Origin of the sequence: Streptomyces flaveus, assembly GCF_014647675.1 — a bacterium.
Lineage (GTDB): Bacteria > Actinomycetota > Actinomycetes > Streptomycetales > Streptomycetaceae > Streptomyces > Streptomyces flaveus.
On sequence record NZ_BMPQ01000003.1, the window covers coordinates 135,282 to 149,333 of the forward strand.

A 14,052-nucleotide genomic window follows, 5' to 3' on the forward strand; every position below is an offset into this window, starting at 1 on the left:
GTGTGCGGCGTGCTACGAGGTGGTCGTGTGCGGCGCTACTGGGTGGTGGTGCCGGGCGGTACGCGGTGGGGAAGTGGCGGAAAACCGGCTCAGGGATCGGGCCGGTCGTGCCGGTCGTCGCGATCGTGCCTGGTCAGCGCGTACGCCGCGAGCAGGCACAGACCGCACCCCGGCACCCAGGCGAGCTGGTACCAGTAGAAGAACGGCGTCCCCGCCAGCCGCGGGTCCGCCCCGGCGTACCAGGGCACCCACAACAGCCCTGCGGCGGGCGCGAGAAGCAGTACGGCGATCGCGAGTCGCCGCAGCCGGTGATGACCAGTGGGTGCCATTGGTCGGCGCTCCTCTCCCGCTCGCTGTCGGTCTGTGCAAGAGTTGCCCGCCGGCCGGAACTGGTTGACAAGGAATTTCCAGAAGATTTCCCGGCGGTTTTCCGTCACCCGTGTCAACCGGACGGGCTGCCCGCGCAACTCTCCGGCAAGGGCTCGGGCTATGCGGGGCCTCAGGCACACCAAGGACGGTGACCCATGGCGGACGGCGCCATGACCGCGACGTTCCTCGCCGTGATCGGCGGAGCGTCGCTTCTCGCCGTCACCGCGCGCCGGCTGCGTCCCACCGACCGGCTGCCGTCCCTGGAGGGCTGGGCACTGGCCGACCGGAGCCTGGGGCCCGTCTGGACCTGGATGCTGCTCGGCGGCACGATCTTCACCGCGTACACCTTCACCGCCGTACCGGGACTGGCGTACGGGAACGGGGCGCCCGCCTTCTTCGCCGTGCCCTACACGGTGATCGTCTGCCCGCTCGCCTTCGTCCTGCTGACCCGGCTGTGGACGGTGGCCCGCCGGCACGGCTACATCACCGTCGCCGACTTCGTACGCGGCCGGTACGGTTCGCCGCCGCTCGCCCTGGTGGTGGCGCTGACCGGGATCCTCGCGACGATGCCCTACCTCGCGCTGCAACTGCTGGGCATCCGCGCCGTGCTCACCGCCGGCGGTGTCTATCCGCGGGGCGCGGGCGGCGATCTCGTGCTGATCGCGCTCTTCGCGGGGCTCGCGGTGGCGACGTACCGGCACGGGCTGCGGGCGCCGACCGTCATCTCCGCGTTCAAGGCGGTGGCCGTCTTCGTCTCGCTCACCGCCGTGTGCTGGCTGGTCCTCGCCCGGCTCGGCGGACCCGGCGCGGTCTTCGAGGGCGCGGCGCGACGGCTCGGCGGCACCGGCGTGGCGGACTCCGCCCTGCTCCTTTCCCCCGAGCAGCAACCCGCCTACGCCACGCTCGCCTTCGGTTCGGCGCTGGCCCTGCTGATGTATCCGCACGTCCTCACCGCCGGGTTCGCCGCCGACGGCCCGCGCACCCTGCGCAAGGTCTCCGTGGCGCTGCCCGCCTGGACGGGACTGCTCGCCCTCTTCGGCCTCCTCGGCATCGCGGCACTCGCGGCGGGAGTACGGGCACCCGAGGGCGGCGCCGAGACCGCCGTACCGATGCTGGTCGACCGGCTGATGCCGGGCCCGCTCGCCGGACTGGTCTTCGGGGCGATCACCGTGGGGGCGCTGGTCCCGGCGGCCGTGATGTCGATCGCCGCCGCCACCTGCTTCGTACGCAATGTGTACGTCGAGTACGTCCACCCCACCGCCACGCCCAAACGACAGGTGCGCATCGCCAAGGCGGTCTCGGTCACCGCGAAGGTGGGGGCGGTCGCGTTCGTGTTCGGGCTGCGCGACCAGGACGCCATCAACCTCCAACTCCTCGGCGGTGTATGGATCCTGCAGATCTTCCCGGCGGTGGCCATAGGGCTCTTCACGGGTCGGCTGCATCCGCGGGCGCTGCTGGCCGGGTGGGCCGTGGGCATGGCGGCCGGCACCTTCCTGGTGGTCCGCGAGGGCTTCTCGTCCATCGTGCCGTTCGGCGGCGGCGACCAGCCGCTGGAGATCTACGCCGGGCTCGTCGCCCTGCTGCTCAACCTGACCGTCGCCGTGGCCGGCACCGCGGCCCTCGAACGCCTCGGCGTCCCGCGTGGCGCCGACCTCACCGACCTACCGTCCCGCCTGACCGTCAGGCGGCGCCCAGAGACGGGAGCGAGCAACCCGTGAGACGCAGACAGCACACGCGACTGCCGGCGCCGCAGGCCGCTCCGGCCGCGGTCACCGATCCCCGTATCCCGGATCCCCGTATCCCGCGGCTCGCCGCGACCGATCACATCCCGCGGCCCGCCGCCACCGGCGAGCCGGCGGCATCCCCGCCGACCGGCGACCCGACTGCCGACGAGGTGCTGTCCCCACCCGTGAGCGATCCGGCCGACCTCGAGCGGGAAGCCGCCCTGGCCCGCCTCTTCGAGCTGCACTACGCCTCGATGCTGCGCCTGGCCGTACTGCTCGGCGCGGACGACCCGGAGAACGTGGTGGCCGAGGCGTACTACCAGATCTACCGGAAGTGGCGGCGCCTCAGGGACGCCGAGGCGGCGGAGGCGTATCTGCGCTCCACGGTGTGCAATCTGACCCGTATGCGCATCCGCCACCTCCAGGTCGCCCGCAAGCACGTCCAGCAGCCGCCGAGCGACGTCGTCGCCTCCGCCGAGAGCACGGCGCTGCTCCGCGACGACCAGCGTGTACTGATCGACGCCCTGCAGCAACTGCCCGCCCGGCAGCGGGAAGCGCTGGTGCTGCGGCACTGGCTCGGTCTGAAGGAGAGCGAGATAGCCGCCGCGATGGGAATCTCCCCCGGATCGGTCAAGACCCATACCTCGCGCGGTATCGCCGCCCTGACCCAGGCGATGGAGGCCCGGCGATGAACGAAGTCGATCGTACGGAGCAGGCGCTGCGCGAAGCGCTCGGAACGCTGGCCGGCGGTGTCCAGGCCGCCCCCGACGCCTACCGCACGGCCCGCGGCGACTGGCTCCGCCGCGAACGCCGCCGCCGCCTGGTCCTGGCCGTCCTGATAGCGGTGGTCTTCACCCTCGCCACCCTGATCGGCCTCTGGGTCCTCAACCAGGCACCGTCGGACCCGGGCGTGATCTTTTCTTACGGGGTGGCTGCGCCTCCGGCCGGGGGCGGGTTGTAGGTGACCGTGGCCGGGGGCCCTACCGGGCGTTTGCGCCGTACGGGTGACCAGGGTGACGGGCCATCGCCACCCATGGCGCATGCTGTTTGAGGCCGAGGGCGGTCGCGGCGAGGTGCCCGGTCGCCACCCCTCATCGGAAAGGACACCCCATGGACGAGCAGGGTGAGCGCTTCGACGTCGTCGTACTCGGAGCGGGCCCCGGCGGCTATGTCGCCGCCATCCGCGCCGCCCAACTGGGCAAGCGCGTCGCGGTGGTCGAGGAGAAGTACTGGGGCGGTGTCTGCCTGAACGTGGGCTGTATCCCCACCAAGGCCCTGCTGCGCAACGCCGAACTCGCGCACATCTTCACCCGCGAGGCCAAGACCTTCGGCATCAAGGTCGAGGGTGAGGTCTCCTTCGACTACGGCGAGGCCTACCGGCGCAGCCGCAAGGTGGCGGACGGCCGCGTCAAGGGCGTCCACTACCTGATGAAGAAGAACAAGATCACGGAGCTCAGCGGCCGCGGCACCTTCCTCGACGCGCACACCCTCCAGGTGGCCGACTACGACGGCAACACCCGCACCATCGCCTTCGACCACTGCATCATCGCCACCGGCGCCACCCCCAAGCTCCTGCCCGGCACCCGCCGCACCTCCCGCGTGGTGACGTACGAGGAGCAGATCCTCGCCGAGGACCTGCCGGCCTCCATCGTGATCGCGGGCGCCGGCGCGATCGGCGTCGAGTTCGCCTACGTGCTGCACAACTACGGCGTGAAGGTCACCGTCGTCGAGTTCCTGGACCGGATCGCCCCGCTGGAGGACACCGAGGTGTCCACCGAACTCGCCAAGCAGTACCGCAAGTTGGGCATCGACGTGCTCACCTCCACCCGCGTCGAGTCGATCGACGAGTCCGGCCCTCAGGTCCGCGTCACGGTGACCGCCAAGGACGGCTCCCAGCAGGTGCTGGAGGCCGACAAGGTGCTCCAGGCGATCGGCTTCGCCCCGAACATCGAGGGCTACGGCCTGGACAAGACGGGCGTACGGGTCACGGACCGCGGCGCCATCGACGTCGACGGCCGCTGCCGCACCTCCGTCCCGCACATCTACGCCATCGGCGACGTCACCGCCAAGCTGATGCTCGCGCACGCCGCCGAGGCGATGGGCATCGTCGCCGCCGAGACCATCGCGGACGCGGAGACCATGGAGCTGGAGTACGTGATGATCCCGCGCGCCACCTTCTGCCAGCCGCAGATCGCCAGCTTCGGCTACACCGAGGCACAGGCGAGGGAGAAGGGCTATGACGTCCAGGTGGCCAAGTTCCCGTTCACCGCGAACGCCAAGGCCCACGGACTGGGCGACGCGAGCGGCTTCGTGAAGCTGATCAGCGACGCGAAGTACGGCGAGCTCCTCGGCGGCCACCTCATCGGCCCCGACGTCACCGAACTCCTCCCCGAACTGACCCTGGCCCAGCAGTGGGACCTGACCGTCCACGAGGTGGCCCGCAACGTCCACGCCCACCCGACGCTCGGCGAGGCGGTCAAGGAGGCCGTCCACGGCCTCGCCGGACACATGATCAACTTTTGAGGGCGGACGTCAGGGCAGCTGCCCCGACCCGAGCGAACGCTTCCGCACCTGCTCCAAGTGGCTCGTGAAGACCTCACGAGCGTCGGGTGTCAGCGTGCGCAGCGCGACGGCCGCCGTGATGATCACGTCACACAGCTCCGCCTGGACGTCGTCCCAGGAGTGGCTCGTACCCTTCCGCGGATTCTGACCGGTGGCGCCGATGACCGCCTCGGCGACCTCGCCGACCTCCTCGGAGAGCTTCAACATCCGCAGGAGCAGGGCCTCTTGAGGGGGACGCGAGGGTTGCGCACGTACGAGCCATTCCTGGAGGCGGCCCACCGTGTCCCACATGTCGTCGTACGTGGCCGAGGCTGCTGCTGTGTCGTGATCGCTCATGGCGGCCAGCGTGCCATGGGCCCGGGGCGCACCCCCGTCGGCCCGGCCCCGTAGTCCTGGCTCGGACACCGGGGAACAAGTAACCCGCCGGTCATCGAAGGAAGAAGTTGAGCAGAGCGTCGGTGCGCTTGCTGAAGGGGGCATGGAGGAGGCGGGCGGCGCCGGTTAGCGGTGGGCCATGCGGCCCATGAGCCGGACGGTCAGGCGGCGCGGCAGGATCTTGCTGGCGAGGGCGAGCGGGCGGCCGTTGGTGATCACCGACGGGGGCGCGGAGCGGCGGTCGAGCGTGTCGAGGGCGATCCTGACGACGTGGGCGGGGGTGGCTCGCTTCGTGCCGTAGTCGGCCGACTGGCTGCCGGCGGCGTCGTAGAACTCGGTGTTCGTGGCGCCGGGGCACACGGCGAGGACGCGTAGGCCGGTGTCGTGGGTCTCCTCCCACAGTGATTCGGTGAAGCTGAGGACGAAGGCCTTGGTGGCGCCGTAGACGCTCAGGTACGGGGTCGGCTGGAAGCCCAGCAGACTCGCGACGTTGATCAGGATTCCGGTGTCGGCGGAGGTCAGCGGGTCGATGTAGGCGTGGCTGAGGTCGACCAGGGCGCTGACGTTCAGCGCGATCATGCTCTGCAGGCGGTCCGGGTCCTCGTCGGTGAGGGCGTTGTGGGTGCCGAAGCCGGCGTTGTTGACGAGTCCGGTGGCGTGGATGCCTCGGGATTCGAGTTCGGCGCGCAGCGTGCGGCCGGCGTCGGGCTGGCCGAGGTCGCGGGCGACGACGGTCACCGTGACGCCGTGGGCGCGGGTGAGTTCGTCGGCCAGGTCCTTGAGCCGGTCCGCCCGGCGGGCGACGAGTACGAGATCCGCGCCGCGACGGGCCAGTTGGCGGGCGAATTCCGCGCCGAGCCCGGAGCTGGCTCCGGTGACGATGACGGTCTGGCGGCGATAGTCGATTTTGCTCATGGCTGCACTCTATGCACGCTCTTGCACTGAGTGCAAGTGATTGCATCCAGCGAAGAGATGTACCATCGGTGCATGGCCCAGAAACCGGCACCCCTCCGGGAACAGACCCGCTCGGTGGTTCGCGCGCTCCTCACCAAAACCGCCCTCGAACTGTTCGCCGCCAAGGGGTACGACGGCACGACACTCGAGGAGATCGCCGCCGCAGCGGGCGTCTCCAAACGGACCCTGTTCAACTACTTCCGCAACAAGGAGGACCTCGCGCTCAACGGCCTGTCCGAGCAAGGGGAATTGATCGCCGCGCGGCTCGCCGAGCGCCCGGCCGACGAGGACCCGTGGACGTCGCTGCGTGCGGCGTTCCAGGTGCTCGAGGAGATCGACCTCACGGCCGAGCGCCGGCTCGAGATGACCACGCTGCTGTTCGGCAACGAATCCCTGCGCGCCGGCCACGCCGAGAAGCAGGCCCGCTGGCAGGACCTGTTCGCACCGCTGATCGAGCCGCGACTGCCCGACTCCGACCGCCGCGCCCTGCAGGCGCGCGCGATCGCGGCCGCGGCGATCACCTGCCTTCAGGCGGCAACAGAAGAGTGGATGCGCCTGGGCGGACAGGCCGACCAGTTCGACCTGTACGACGCGGCCGTGCAGGCCATCCGCCGCCCCGCCTCACCACCAGAGAAGACAACGACGTGAGCAAGCGCCTGCCCCCCCGCCGACCTGCCGAACATGGCCGCCGCGCTGCGCGCCGAACGCGCCGAGATGCTGGACTTCACCAGCAGCCTCACCGACGACGAGTGGACCGCGCCCAGTGCCGCGGCCGGATGGCGCATCGCCGACGTCGTCGCCCACATCGGTGCGACGGCGCGGAGCTTCTACGTACCCGCCGGGCTGCGCACGACCTTCGCCGCCAGCCTGGAACAAGCGAACGAAGACCCCGTCGACCGACGGCGGGACTGGAGCCGTGCCAAGGTGATGGCCGAGTACCAGCGCGCCGGCCGGCGAGCCACCACGCTCCTCGACGTCGTCAGACGCACACCCGCCGCCCGACTGCGAGTACCGCTGGCCGATCTCGGCCGCCACCCCCTGGCCCTGATGATCAGCGGCGCACTCGTCTTCGACCACCACACCCACCTGCGCCACGACATGGCCCCAGCGCTCGGCCGACCCGCACCGCCCACCGATGCGGACAGGATGCGCGCGGTCCTGACCTGGATGATCGCCGTACTGAGCAATCAGGTCGCCAAGGCGCCGGTCGCCGGGCTCGACGCCCGCGTCGCACTGACTCTCACCGGCCCCGGCGGCGGGACCTGGTGGTTCGACGAGGCAGGCGGCCTGGCTCCGTCCGACGGCGCGGTCGCCGCGCACGTCACCGCCCCCGCACTGACCTTCCCCGACTGGGGCACGCGGCGGTCTTCCTGGCGCGACCGCGACGTGACGGTCACCGGCGACACCGAGCTCGCCGCCCGCTTCCTCGACGCCGTCAACGTCATCTGACCGGGGCGCGGGAAGCCCGCCTCCCAGGGAGAATGCCGGGGCACTCTCCCAAGGTCCGTTCACCACAGAGCAGTTGACCGAGATCGACGAAATCCTGGCCCGCTGAGTCCGACCCGTCTCGTGACGGGGTCATCGGCGTTCGTTGTGCGGCAGCCGTTCCGCGGCCCGGGTCATCCCGCGATCCCACGCGGGGTCCCCTCCCACCCCACCCGTATCCCGGAACGGCTGCCGCCTCCCCCTTGAGTGTGGCCAAGGAAGTCTTGTGCTCCAGATGTGAAGCTCTGGTGGAGGTGAGTTGAGCATAATCCCTCCACCGGCAGAAATGCACCGGACGTAAGACTTCCGTTTGTGCAGCTTCCGTTTGTGCAGATTCCGGCGCGCTCAATGTGACTGAGCGCTTCAGTTGGCCATTGAGCGACTCTGGTCGGCCACTTGGGTGCTCAGCGTTGTGCTGTGAAGGCGGAGCACGGTGGTCTCTCGCAGGTCAGTTGGAGGTCCCGGCCCGGTCGGAATCCGGGGTAGATGCGGCGAGCCCGGACCGGGCCTTCCGTAGCGACATCATGAGGCCGACCACGACGGCCCAGATCCCGATGAGCGAGGCCAGCGGAAACAGCGCGTCGAAGCGGTCGGTGAATGCGATCGTCGCGGACGCCAACGCGAAGGCCAGCCCTCCGACGAGGCCGAGCGCGAGCGTGATCCGGTTGCCGAAGGTGCGCGTGAGGCCGCCGGCGGCGGCGAGGGCGGCGATGCCCAGGCCCCACAGCGAATCGACGATCGTCTCGTTCCACGTCTGCACGTGGTAGAGGAACGTCTTCTCGCCATCGGCGATACCGTCCGCACCGAGGGCGGCGAACAAGTGCACCGTCATCCCGATCGTGGCGATGACAGCGATGACGGAGACGACGTCGGTCACCCGGGCCATGCCGGAGCCGAGACCGCCGTGGCGCCGGAAGGCGAGGACCGCGGCCGCGAAGCACGCCATCGCGGCCAGCAGCAGCGCGTGCGAGGGATACCACATCGAGTCGACCAGCATCTCGTGGAGTTGGGAGACCTTCGATCCCTCACCACTGTCACCGGGGTGGACGGCGCCGCCCGCGAAGAAGGCAATGCCGCCCAGCATCAGGAGGGGCCCGGCGACCCGTTCGGGACGTCCGGCACGGGACAGTTGGGTTCGGACCCGAGTCGACGTGCTCATGGTGACTCCTTCGGTCGGGACGAGTCGGTGGCCCCACGGTGTCCCTCCCCGGGGTCCTGGGACACGGTGCGCACCCTGCACTTCGACCAGGGAAAACCCTCATCCGCGAGCGTCGCCGCTGTGCCACCATGGCCGGATGGCAGCAGCCGCGGAGGCGAACGACCAGGCCCCGCCGACGGTCCGCGAAGCCGGAGCCGCACTTGTGGCGCTGCTGGTCGCGACCCTCGTCGGCTACGGCTGGTACCTCGGCTTCCACCTGGACAACGTGCACAACGGCCTGATCGGCGCCTCCTTCACCACCGTGGGCCTGTACGTCCTACGCGTGCGGCCGCGGCACCCGGAGGGCTGGCTGTTCGTCGCGACCGGCGTGCTGCACGCGGTGATGTTCTTCGGCCGCCAGTACGGCCTGTACGACGGCGCCTTGGCCGGGGCCTCCTGGCTCGGCTGGGCCGGGGTGTGGCCGCTGCCGCTGGCGATCGCGCTGGCCGGGTGGACGCTCATGGCGTTCCCCGACGGGCGGCTCCCGTCACCCTGGTGGCGGTTCGCCGTGGTCGCGATGATGACGGTCGCAGCCGTTCTCGCGGTGGTGTCGGCGCTGTGGCCGGTGGAGTACGACCGGATGGGGCTGGCTGCTCCCCACCCGCTGGCTGTGCCGGGCGGGGAGGCGGCGGACCGTGTCTGGGAGTACGCCCAGTACAGCTACCTGCTCTTCCAGGTGCTGTGGACTGTCGCGATCGTGGTGCGGATCCGCCGCGCCCGCGGCGACGAGGTGCGCCAGATGCGCTGGCTCGCGTTCGCGGTGGTCACGGCGATCGTGTTGCTGGTGGTCGGCTTGCTGGCGTTCGGCAGCCCGGTGCCGGGCCTGCTCGCGCTCCCGCTGATCCCGGTTGCCGCAGGGTTCGCGATTCTCAAGTTCCGGCTCTACGACATCGACCCGGTCATCAACAAGACCCTCGTCGTCGGGGCCATGCTGCTGCTGATCACGGCCGCGTACGTGGCGATCGTGGTCGGTGCGGGAGCTGTGGTTCCAGCTGACGAACGAACACTGGCGCTCGTCACAACGGCCGTCGTCGCGGTCGCGTTCGAACCGCTGCGACGGCGGGCCCAGCGCCTGGCGGATCGTCTCGTGTACGGACATCGTGCGACGCCGTACGAAGCGCTGTCCCGGTTGTCGGCCCACCTGGAGGACCCGCCACAGGACCTGCTTGATGCCATCGCGGCCACGGCCGCAGGCGCGGTCGGCGCCACCGAGGTGGTCGTGTGGGTGGGCGACGAGCATCATCTGATGCCGCGGGGCCAGTGGCCGACTGCGACCGTCGAGGTGGGCCCGGCAGCGCTCGCCGCGCTGGACGAGCCCCGCCGGCTGGTCAGGCCGGTCGTCCACCGCGGCACCGTGCGCGGCGCGGTCACGGTCCGCAAGCCGGCGGGCGAGTCGCTCAGCGCCACGGAGGGCCGTCTGCTGTCGGACCTGGTCGCCCAGACCGGCCTGGTCATCGTGCAGCAGCAACAGGCGCGGGAGATCCAGGCGGCAGCCCGCCGGATCGTCACCGCCGAGGACGCAGCACGCCGGCGCATCGAGCGTGACCTCCACGACGGTGCCCAGCAGCGACTGGTCACCCTGGGGCTGGAACTCGGCGCCCTGGCCAAACAGGCGGAGGCCGACGGCGCGGCGATGGCGGATCGGGTCAAACAGGCGCGGGCGCAACTGCTGGAGGCCACGGCCGAACTGCGTGAGCTGGCCCGTGGTCTGCACCCGATGGTGCTGGCCCAGTCGGGTCTCGAGCCCGCGCTCGCGGCCCTCGGGGACCGGTCGGCGATCCCGGTGCGACTGCACGTGGCCGGCGCCGGTCGCCTGCCGCGCGACGTCGAGGCGACGGCGTACTACGTGGTGAGCGAGGCGCTCACCAATGCCGCACGGTATTCGGGCGCAGGTGTAGTCGTCGTCGACGTGGCCCCGGTCGAAGACGGGCTGTGCGTCGAGGTCACCGACGACGGCCGCGGCGGCGCACGCCCAGGACCGGGAACGGGGTTGCAGGGGCTGGCGGATCGCCTCGCCGCCCTTGGCGGTGACCTCCAGGTCGACAGCCCCTCCGGCGGCGGGACGCGGGTCAGGGCGGTGCTGCCGTGCGAGTGATCGTCGCCGACGACGCGGTCCTCTTCCGTGAGGGGATGGCTCGCATCCTCGCCGAGGAGGGCTTCGACGTGGTGGCCCAGGCGCGGAACAGTGCCGAGCTGGTCGGCCTCGTCCGCCGCGACACACCGGACGTGGTGATCACCGACCTGCGGATGCCGCCGGGCTTCGCGGACGAGGGCATCGAGGCCGCGGCCGAGATCCGCTCGTTCGCGCCGCAGGTCGGCCTGATGCTGTTGTCGCAGTATGTCGAGGTGCATCACGTACTGCGGCTCATGGAAGAGTTCGACGGTGCGGTCGGCTACCTGCTCAAGGACCGAGTGTCCGACCTCGGTGCTTTCGCGGTCGACGTACGACGCGTCGCCGGTGGCGAGGTCGTGATCGACGCCGAACTCGTGTCCAGGCTGGTCGGCCGACGACGGGAACGTGACCCGCTCGCCGAACTCACCCACCGCGAACGGGAGGTGCTGTCGCTGATGGCCCAGGGGCTGACCAACGCCGCATTGTCCGAGGAACTGGTCCTGAGCCCCAAGACGATCGAGGGCTACGTGCGCAGTGTCTTCACCAAGCTCGGCCTGGAGCCGGGCGAGCGCGAGCACCGGCGGGTGCAGGCGGTGCTGCGGTTCCTGCGCTGGCAGTGAGCCCCTTCCCGCTTGGCCGGTGACGCACCCGCCATCGCGGCCAACTGTGATGCTCAAAGTGGCCAACTGGCGTGCTCAGTCACACTCAACCACGACCGATGAACGGCATCGTCGTCGCGAGCACCGTCGCGAACTGCACGTTCGCCTCCAGCGGCAGCTCCGCCATGTGCCGCACCGTCCGGGCCACGTCCGCGACGTCCATCACGGGTTCCGGAACCACCTCGCCGTTCGCCTGCAGGGCCCCCGTCTGCATGCGCTCGGTCATGTCGGTCGCCGCGTTGCCGATGTCGATCTGACCGCAGGCGATCCGGTACGGACGGCCGTCCAGGGACAGTGACTTGGTGAGACCCGTCAGTGCGTGCTTGGTCGCCGTGTACGCCGCCGAGTGCGGGCGCGGCGTGTGCGCCGAGATCGAACCGTTGTTGATGATCCGGCCGCCCTGCGGGTCCTGCTCCTTCATCTGCCGGTACGCCGCCTGCGCACACAGGAACGCGCCGTCGAGGTTCGTGCCGACCACGTGGCGCCAGGCGTCGTAGGGGAGTTCCTCGAACGGGACGCCGCCAGGACCGAACGTACCCGCGTTGTTGAAGAGCAGGTCGAGCCGTCCGAAGCGCTCCCGTACGGCGGTGAAGAGTCCGGCCACATCGTCGGGCCGTGAGACGTCGGCGCGTACACAGAGGGAGGCGCCCTTCGCTGCCCGGGCATCCGCCAGGGCTGCCGTCTCCTCCAGGGTCTGTGCGCGGCGGCCCGCGAGGGCCACGGACCAGCCGGTGCGCAGGAGTTCCACGGTCACGGCGCGGCCGATGCCGGAGCCCGCCCCGGTGACCAGCGCGATCTTCGTTTCCTTGTCGTTCATGGGCCCGCAGCGTACGGGAGGGCCCGGCATCCGGAACTCATCCTCCCGACACCCATCTGTTGTGTACACGACGGGTTGCCGTCGACCCCGGCCACTCCAATGCGTCGTACAACAACCGTCAGGGGAGGGCCAGATGACACCCGCAGCCCGTCAACTACCGCCGCAGAAAAGCGTTTCACGGCACGCCCCCGAGCTTCGCGCCGCAGCCCGTCACCTCGGCCGGCGCCGCTTTCTCACCGTCACCGGCGCCGCCGCCGCGCTCGCCTTCGCCACCAACCTGCCGACCGCGGGCGTGGCCGGCGCCGCCGAACTCGACGCGGCGAAGATCACCGACGACCCCTTCACCCTCGGCGTCGGCTCCGGCGACCCGCAGCCCGGCTCCGTACTGCTGTGGACACGCCTCGCGCCGACCCCGTTCGAGGCCGACTCCGGACTGCCCCGGCAACGCGTCCCCGTGCAGTGGGAGTTGGCCCACGACGCCAAGTTCCGCCGGATCGCCAGACGCGGCACCACCGCCGCGCACCCCGAGTTCCACCACGCCGTGCATGTCGAGGTGACCGGCCTCGACCCCGACCGCACCTTCTACTACCGCTTCCGTACGGGCCGTTGGGTCAGCGAGACCGGCCGTACGCGCACCGCGCCCGCGACCGGCGCACGCGTCGCCGAACTGACGCTGGCCGCCGTCTCCTGCCAGGCGTACCACGACGGCTACTGGACCGCGTACCAGCACCTGGCCGAGGACGACGTCGACATCGTTTTCCACCTCGGCGACTACCTCTACGAGTATGCCGTCAACTCCGTCGGCGGCGCCCGCAATTACACGGACCGCACGCTGCCCGACATCTTCAACCGCGAGACGGTCACGCTGGAGGACTACCGGCTGCGTTACGCCCTCTACAAGTCCGACCCGGACCTGCGGGCCGCGCATGCCGCGCACCCCTTCGTGGTCACCTGGGACGACCACGAGACCGAGAACAACTACGCGGACGACAACCCCGAGAACGACGTACCGCCGGAGGAGTTCCTGCTGCGCCGCGCCGCCGCCTACCGCGCGTACTGGGAGAACCAGCCGCTGCGCCGTCCGCAGCAGCCGCAGGGTCCCGACATGCGGCTCTACCGGCGGCTGCGCTGGGGCCGGCTCGCGCAGTTCGACATCCTCGACACCCGGCAGTACCGCACCAACCAGGCCAACGGCGACGGCTGGAAGACGCCGACACCCGAGTCCGAGGCCGAGTCGCAGACCCTGCCCGGCCTTGAGCAGGAGCGCTGGCTGACCGACGGCTGGCAGCAGTCGAACGCGCTGTGGAACGTCCTCCCGCAGCAGGTCGTCTTCGCCCGCCGCAACCACGCCACCCCCGGCAACACCACCCGCAGCATGGACTCCTGGGACGGTTACCCGGCCTCCCGCGAGCGTCTCCTCAAGGGTGCCGAGGCGGCCGGTGTGGAGAACCTGATGGTGCTCACCGGCGACGTCCATGTGTCGTACGGCTTCGACATCAAGCGCGATTTCGACAACCAGGGCTCCCGCACGATGGGTACGGAGATCGTCACCACGTCGATCTCCAGCGGGCAGAACGGGGCCGCGCAGCCGCCGAACTGGGCGGGCTACTTGGCCGCCAATCCGCACATGAAGCACTACAACGGGCAGCGGGGGTATGTGACCGTTGCCCTTGGCCAGGGCGCGGCGAACGTGGACTTCAAGACGGTGTCCGCAGTGACGACGCCGGGGGCGGCGATCACGACCGCCGCGTCTTTTGTTACCGAGGTGGGGGATCAGGGTCTCAAGCCGGCGTAGG

Annotated in this window: 14 protein-coding genes; 9 read left to right on the forward strand and 5 right to left on the reverse strand. The window is 70.4% G+C overall.

Annotated elements, in window-relative coordinates; translation table 11 throughout:
- Positions 1-89 precede the first annotated feature (89 nt).
- The gene (locus tag IEZ21_RS07350) at positions 90-329 is read right to left on the reverse strand and encodes a DUF3311 domain-containing protein (RefSeq protein ID WP_189321060.1); all 240 of its coding nucleotides are present in this window, start codon (positions 327-329) and stop codon (positions 90-92) included.
- Between the two features lie 195 nt (positions 330-524).
- On the opposite strand from IEZ21_RS07350, the gene IEZ21_RS07355 reads away from it, so the two are divergent.
- The 4 genes from IEZ21_RS07355 to lpdA all read left to right on the forward strand — a co-directional run bounded on the left by IEZ21_RS07355 (position 525) and on the right by lpdA (position 4,616).
- Positions 525-2,087 carry a sodium:solute symporter family protein gene (locus tag IEZ21_RS07355; protein WP_189321061.1) on the forward strand — a complete coding sequence of 521 codons (1,563 nt, stop codon included), beginning with the start codon at positions 525-527 and terminating at the stop codon, positions 2,085-2,087.
- Complete coding sequence (locus IEZ21_RS07360; RefSeq protein WP_189321062.1) at positions 2,084-2,785, forward strand: SigE family RNA polymerase sigma factor; 702 nt, start codon at positions 2,084-2,086, stop codon at positions 2,783-2,785. Before IEZ21_RS07355 ends, IEZ21_RS07360 begins: the two co-directional genes overlap by 4 nt.
- Positions 2,782-3,054 carry a hypothetical protein gene (locus IEZ21_RS07365; RefSeq protein WP_189321063.1) on the forward strand — a complete coding sequence of 91 codons (273 nt, stop codon included), beginning with the start codon at positions 2,782-2,784 and terminating at the stop codon, positions 3,052-3,054. The genes IEZ21_RS07360 and IEZ21_RS07365 overlap by 4 nt, the downstream gene beginning before the upstream one ends.
- Before the next feature lie 149 nt (positions 3,055-3,203).
- Complete coding sequence (gene lpdA, locus IEZ21_RS07370; protein ID WP_189321064.1) at positions 3,204-4,616, forward strand: dihydrolipoyl dehydrogenase; 1,413 nt, start codon at positions 3,204-3,206, stop codon at positions 4,614-4,616.
- 9 nt (positions 4,617-4,625) lie between these two features.
- Here lpdA and IEZ21_RS07375 read toward each other — a convergent pair whose 3' ends face one another.
- Entirely contained in the window at positions 4,626-4,991 is a 366-nt protein-coding gene (locus IEZ21_RS07375; protein ID WP_189321065.1) for a MazG-like family protein, read from the reverse strand.
- A gap of 165 nt (positions 4,992-5,156) precedes the next feature.
- Entirely contained in the window at positions 5,157-5,945 is a 789-nt protein-coding gene (locus IEZ21_RS07380; protein ID WP_189321066.1) for an SDR family NAD(P)-dependent oxidoreductase, read from the reverse strand.
- Between the two features lie 72 nt (positions 5,946-6,017).
- Between IEZ21_RS07380 and IEZ21_RS07385 the strand changes: the two genes are divergently transcribed.
- Together IEZ21_RS07385 and IEZ21_RS07390 are read left to right on the forward strand one after the other, a co-directional pair.
- Positions 6,018-6,632 (forward strand): TetR/AcrR family transcriptional regulator, encoded by a 615-nt coding sequence (locus tag IEZ21_RS07385; RefSeq protein WP_189321067.1) that lies wholly within the window; start codon positions 6,018-6,020, stop codon positions 6,630-6,632.
- 33 nt (positions 6,633-6,665) lie between these two features.
- A complete protein-coding gene (locus IEZ21_RS07390) occupies positions 6,666-7,433 on the forward strand; it encodes a maleylpyruvate isomerase family mycothiol-dependent enzyme (protein ID WP_189321068.1) in 768 nt (255 codons plus the stop codon).
- Positions 7,434-7,917: 484 nt separating this feature from the next.
- Here IEZ21_RS07390 and IEZ21_RS07395 read toward each other — a convergent pair whose 3' ends face one another.
- The gene (locus tag IEZ21_RS07395; protein ID WP_189321069.1) at positions 7,918-8,628 is read right to left on the reverse strand and encodes a hypothetical protein; all 711 of its coding nucleotides are present in this window, start codon (positions 8,626-8,628) and stop codon (positions 7,918-7,920) included.
- Positions 8,629-8,764: 136 nt separating this feature from the next.
- On the opposite strand from IEZ21_RS07395, the gene IEZ21_RS07400 reads away from it, so the two are divergent.
- Positions 8,765-10,762, forward strand: a complete 1,998-nt coding sequence (locus tag IEZ21_RS07400) for a histidine kinase (RefSeq protein WP_189321070.1) — start codon at positions 8,765-8,767, stop codon at positions 10,760-10,762.
- Positions 10,753-11,400 carry a response regulator transcription factor gene (locus IEZ21_RS07405; RefSeq protein WP_189321071.1) on the forward strand — a complete coding sequence of 216 codons (648 nt, stop codon included), beginning with the start codon at positions 10,753-10,755 and terminating at the stop codon, positions 11,398-11,400. Before IEZ21_RS07400 ends, IEZ21_RS07405 begins: the two co-directional genes overlap by 10 nt.
- An 85-nt stretch (positions 11,401-11,485) precedes the next feature.
- Here IEZ21_RS07405 and IEZ21_RS07410 read toward each other — a convergent pair whose 3' ends face one another.
- Positions 11,486-12,256, reverse strand: a complete 771-nt coding sequence (locus tag IEZ21_RS07410; RefSeq protein WP_189321072.1) for an SDR family oxidoreductase — start codon at positions 12,254-12,256, stop codon at positions 11,486-11,488.
- Between the two features lie 133 nt (positions 12,257-12,389).
- Between IEZ21_RS07410 and IEZ21_RS07415 the strand changes: the two genes are divergently transcribed.
- Positions 12,390-14,051: an alkaline phosphatase D family protein gene (locus IEZ21_RS07415; RefSeq protein ID WP_189321073.1), complete on the forward strand. Its 1,662-nt coding sequence runs from the start codon at positions 12,390-12,392 to the stop codon at positions 14,049-14,051.
- Position 14,052 lies beyond the last annotated feature (1 nt).

Excerpts from the sequence above, each read along its gene's own strand:
- IEZ21_RS07415 (WP_189321073.1), top strand. The coding sequence starts at position 12,390 with ATGACACCCGCAGCCCGTCAACTACCGCCGCAGAAAAGCGTTTCACGG.
- lpdA (WP_189321064.1), top strand. The coding sequence starts at position 3,204 with ATGGACGAGCAGGGTGAGCGCTTCGACGTCGTCGTACTCGGAGCGGGC.
- IEZ21_RS07400 (WP_189321070.1), top strand. The coding sequence starts at position 8,765 with ATGGCAGCAGCCGCGGAGGCGAACGACCAGGCCCCGCCGACGGTCCGC.
- IEZ21_RS07375 (WP_189321065.1), bottom strand. The coding sequence starts at position 4,991 with ATGAGCGATCACGACACAGCAGCAGCCTCGGCCACGTACGACGACATG.
- IEZ21_RS07395 (WP_189321069.1), bottom strand. The coding sequence starts at position 8,628 with ATGAGCACGTCGACTCGGGTCCGAACCCAACTGTCCCGTGCCGGACGT.
- IEZ21_RS07385 (WP_189321067.1), top strand. The coding sequence starts at position 6,018 with ATGGCCCAGAAACCGGCACCCCTCCGGGAACAGACCCGCTCGGTGGTT.
- IEZ21_RS07390 (WP_189321068.1), top strand. The coding sequence starts at position 6,666 with ATGGCCGCCGCGCTGCGCGCCGAACGCGCCGAGATGCTGGACTTCACC.
- IEZ21_RS07350 (WP_189321060.1), bottom strand. The coding sequence starts at position 329 with ATGGCACCCACTGGTCATCACCGGCTGCGGCGACTCGCGATCGCCGTA.
- IEZ21_RS07355 (WP_189321061.1), top strand. The coding sequence starts at position 525 with ATGGCGGACGGCGCCATGACCGCGACGTTCCTCGCCGTGATCGGCGGA.
- IEZ21_RS07410 (WP_189321072.1), bottom strand. The coding sequence starts at position 12,256 with ATGAACGACAAGGAAACGAAGATCGCGCTGGTCACCGGGGCGGGCTCC.
- IEZ21_RS07365 (WP_189321063.1), top strand. The coding sequence starts at position 2,782 with ATGAACGAAGTCGATCGTACGGAGCAGGCGCTGCGCGAAGCGCTCGGA.
- IEZ21_RS07380 (WP_189321066.1), bottom strand. The coding sequence starts at position 5,945 with ATGAGCAAAATCGACTATCGCCGCCAGACCGTCATCGTCACCGGAGCC.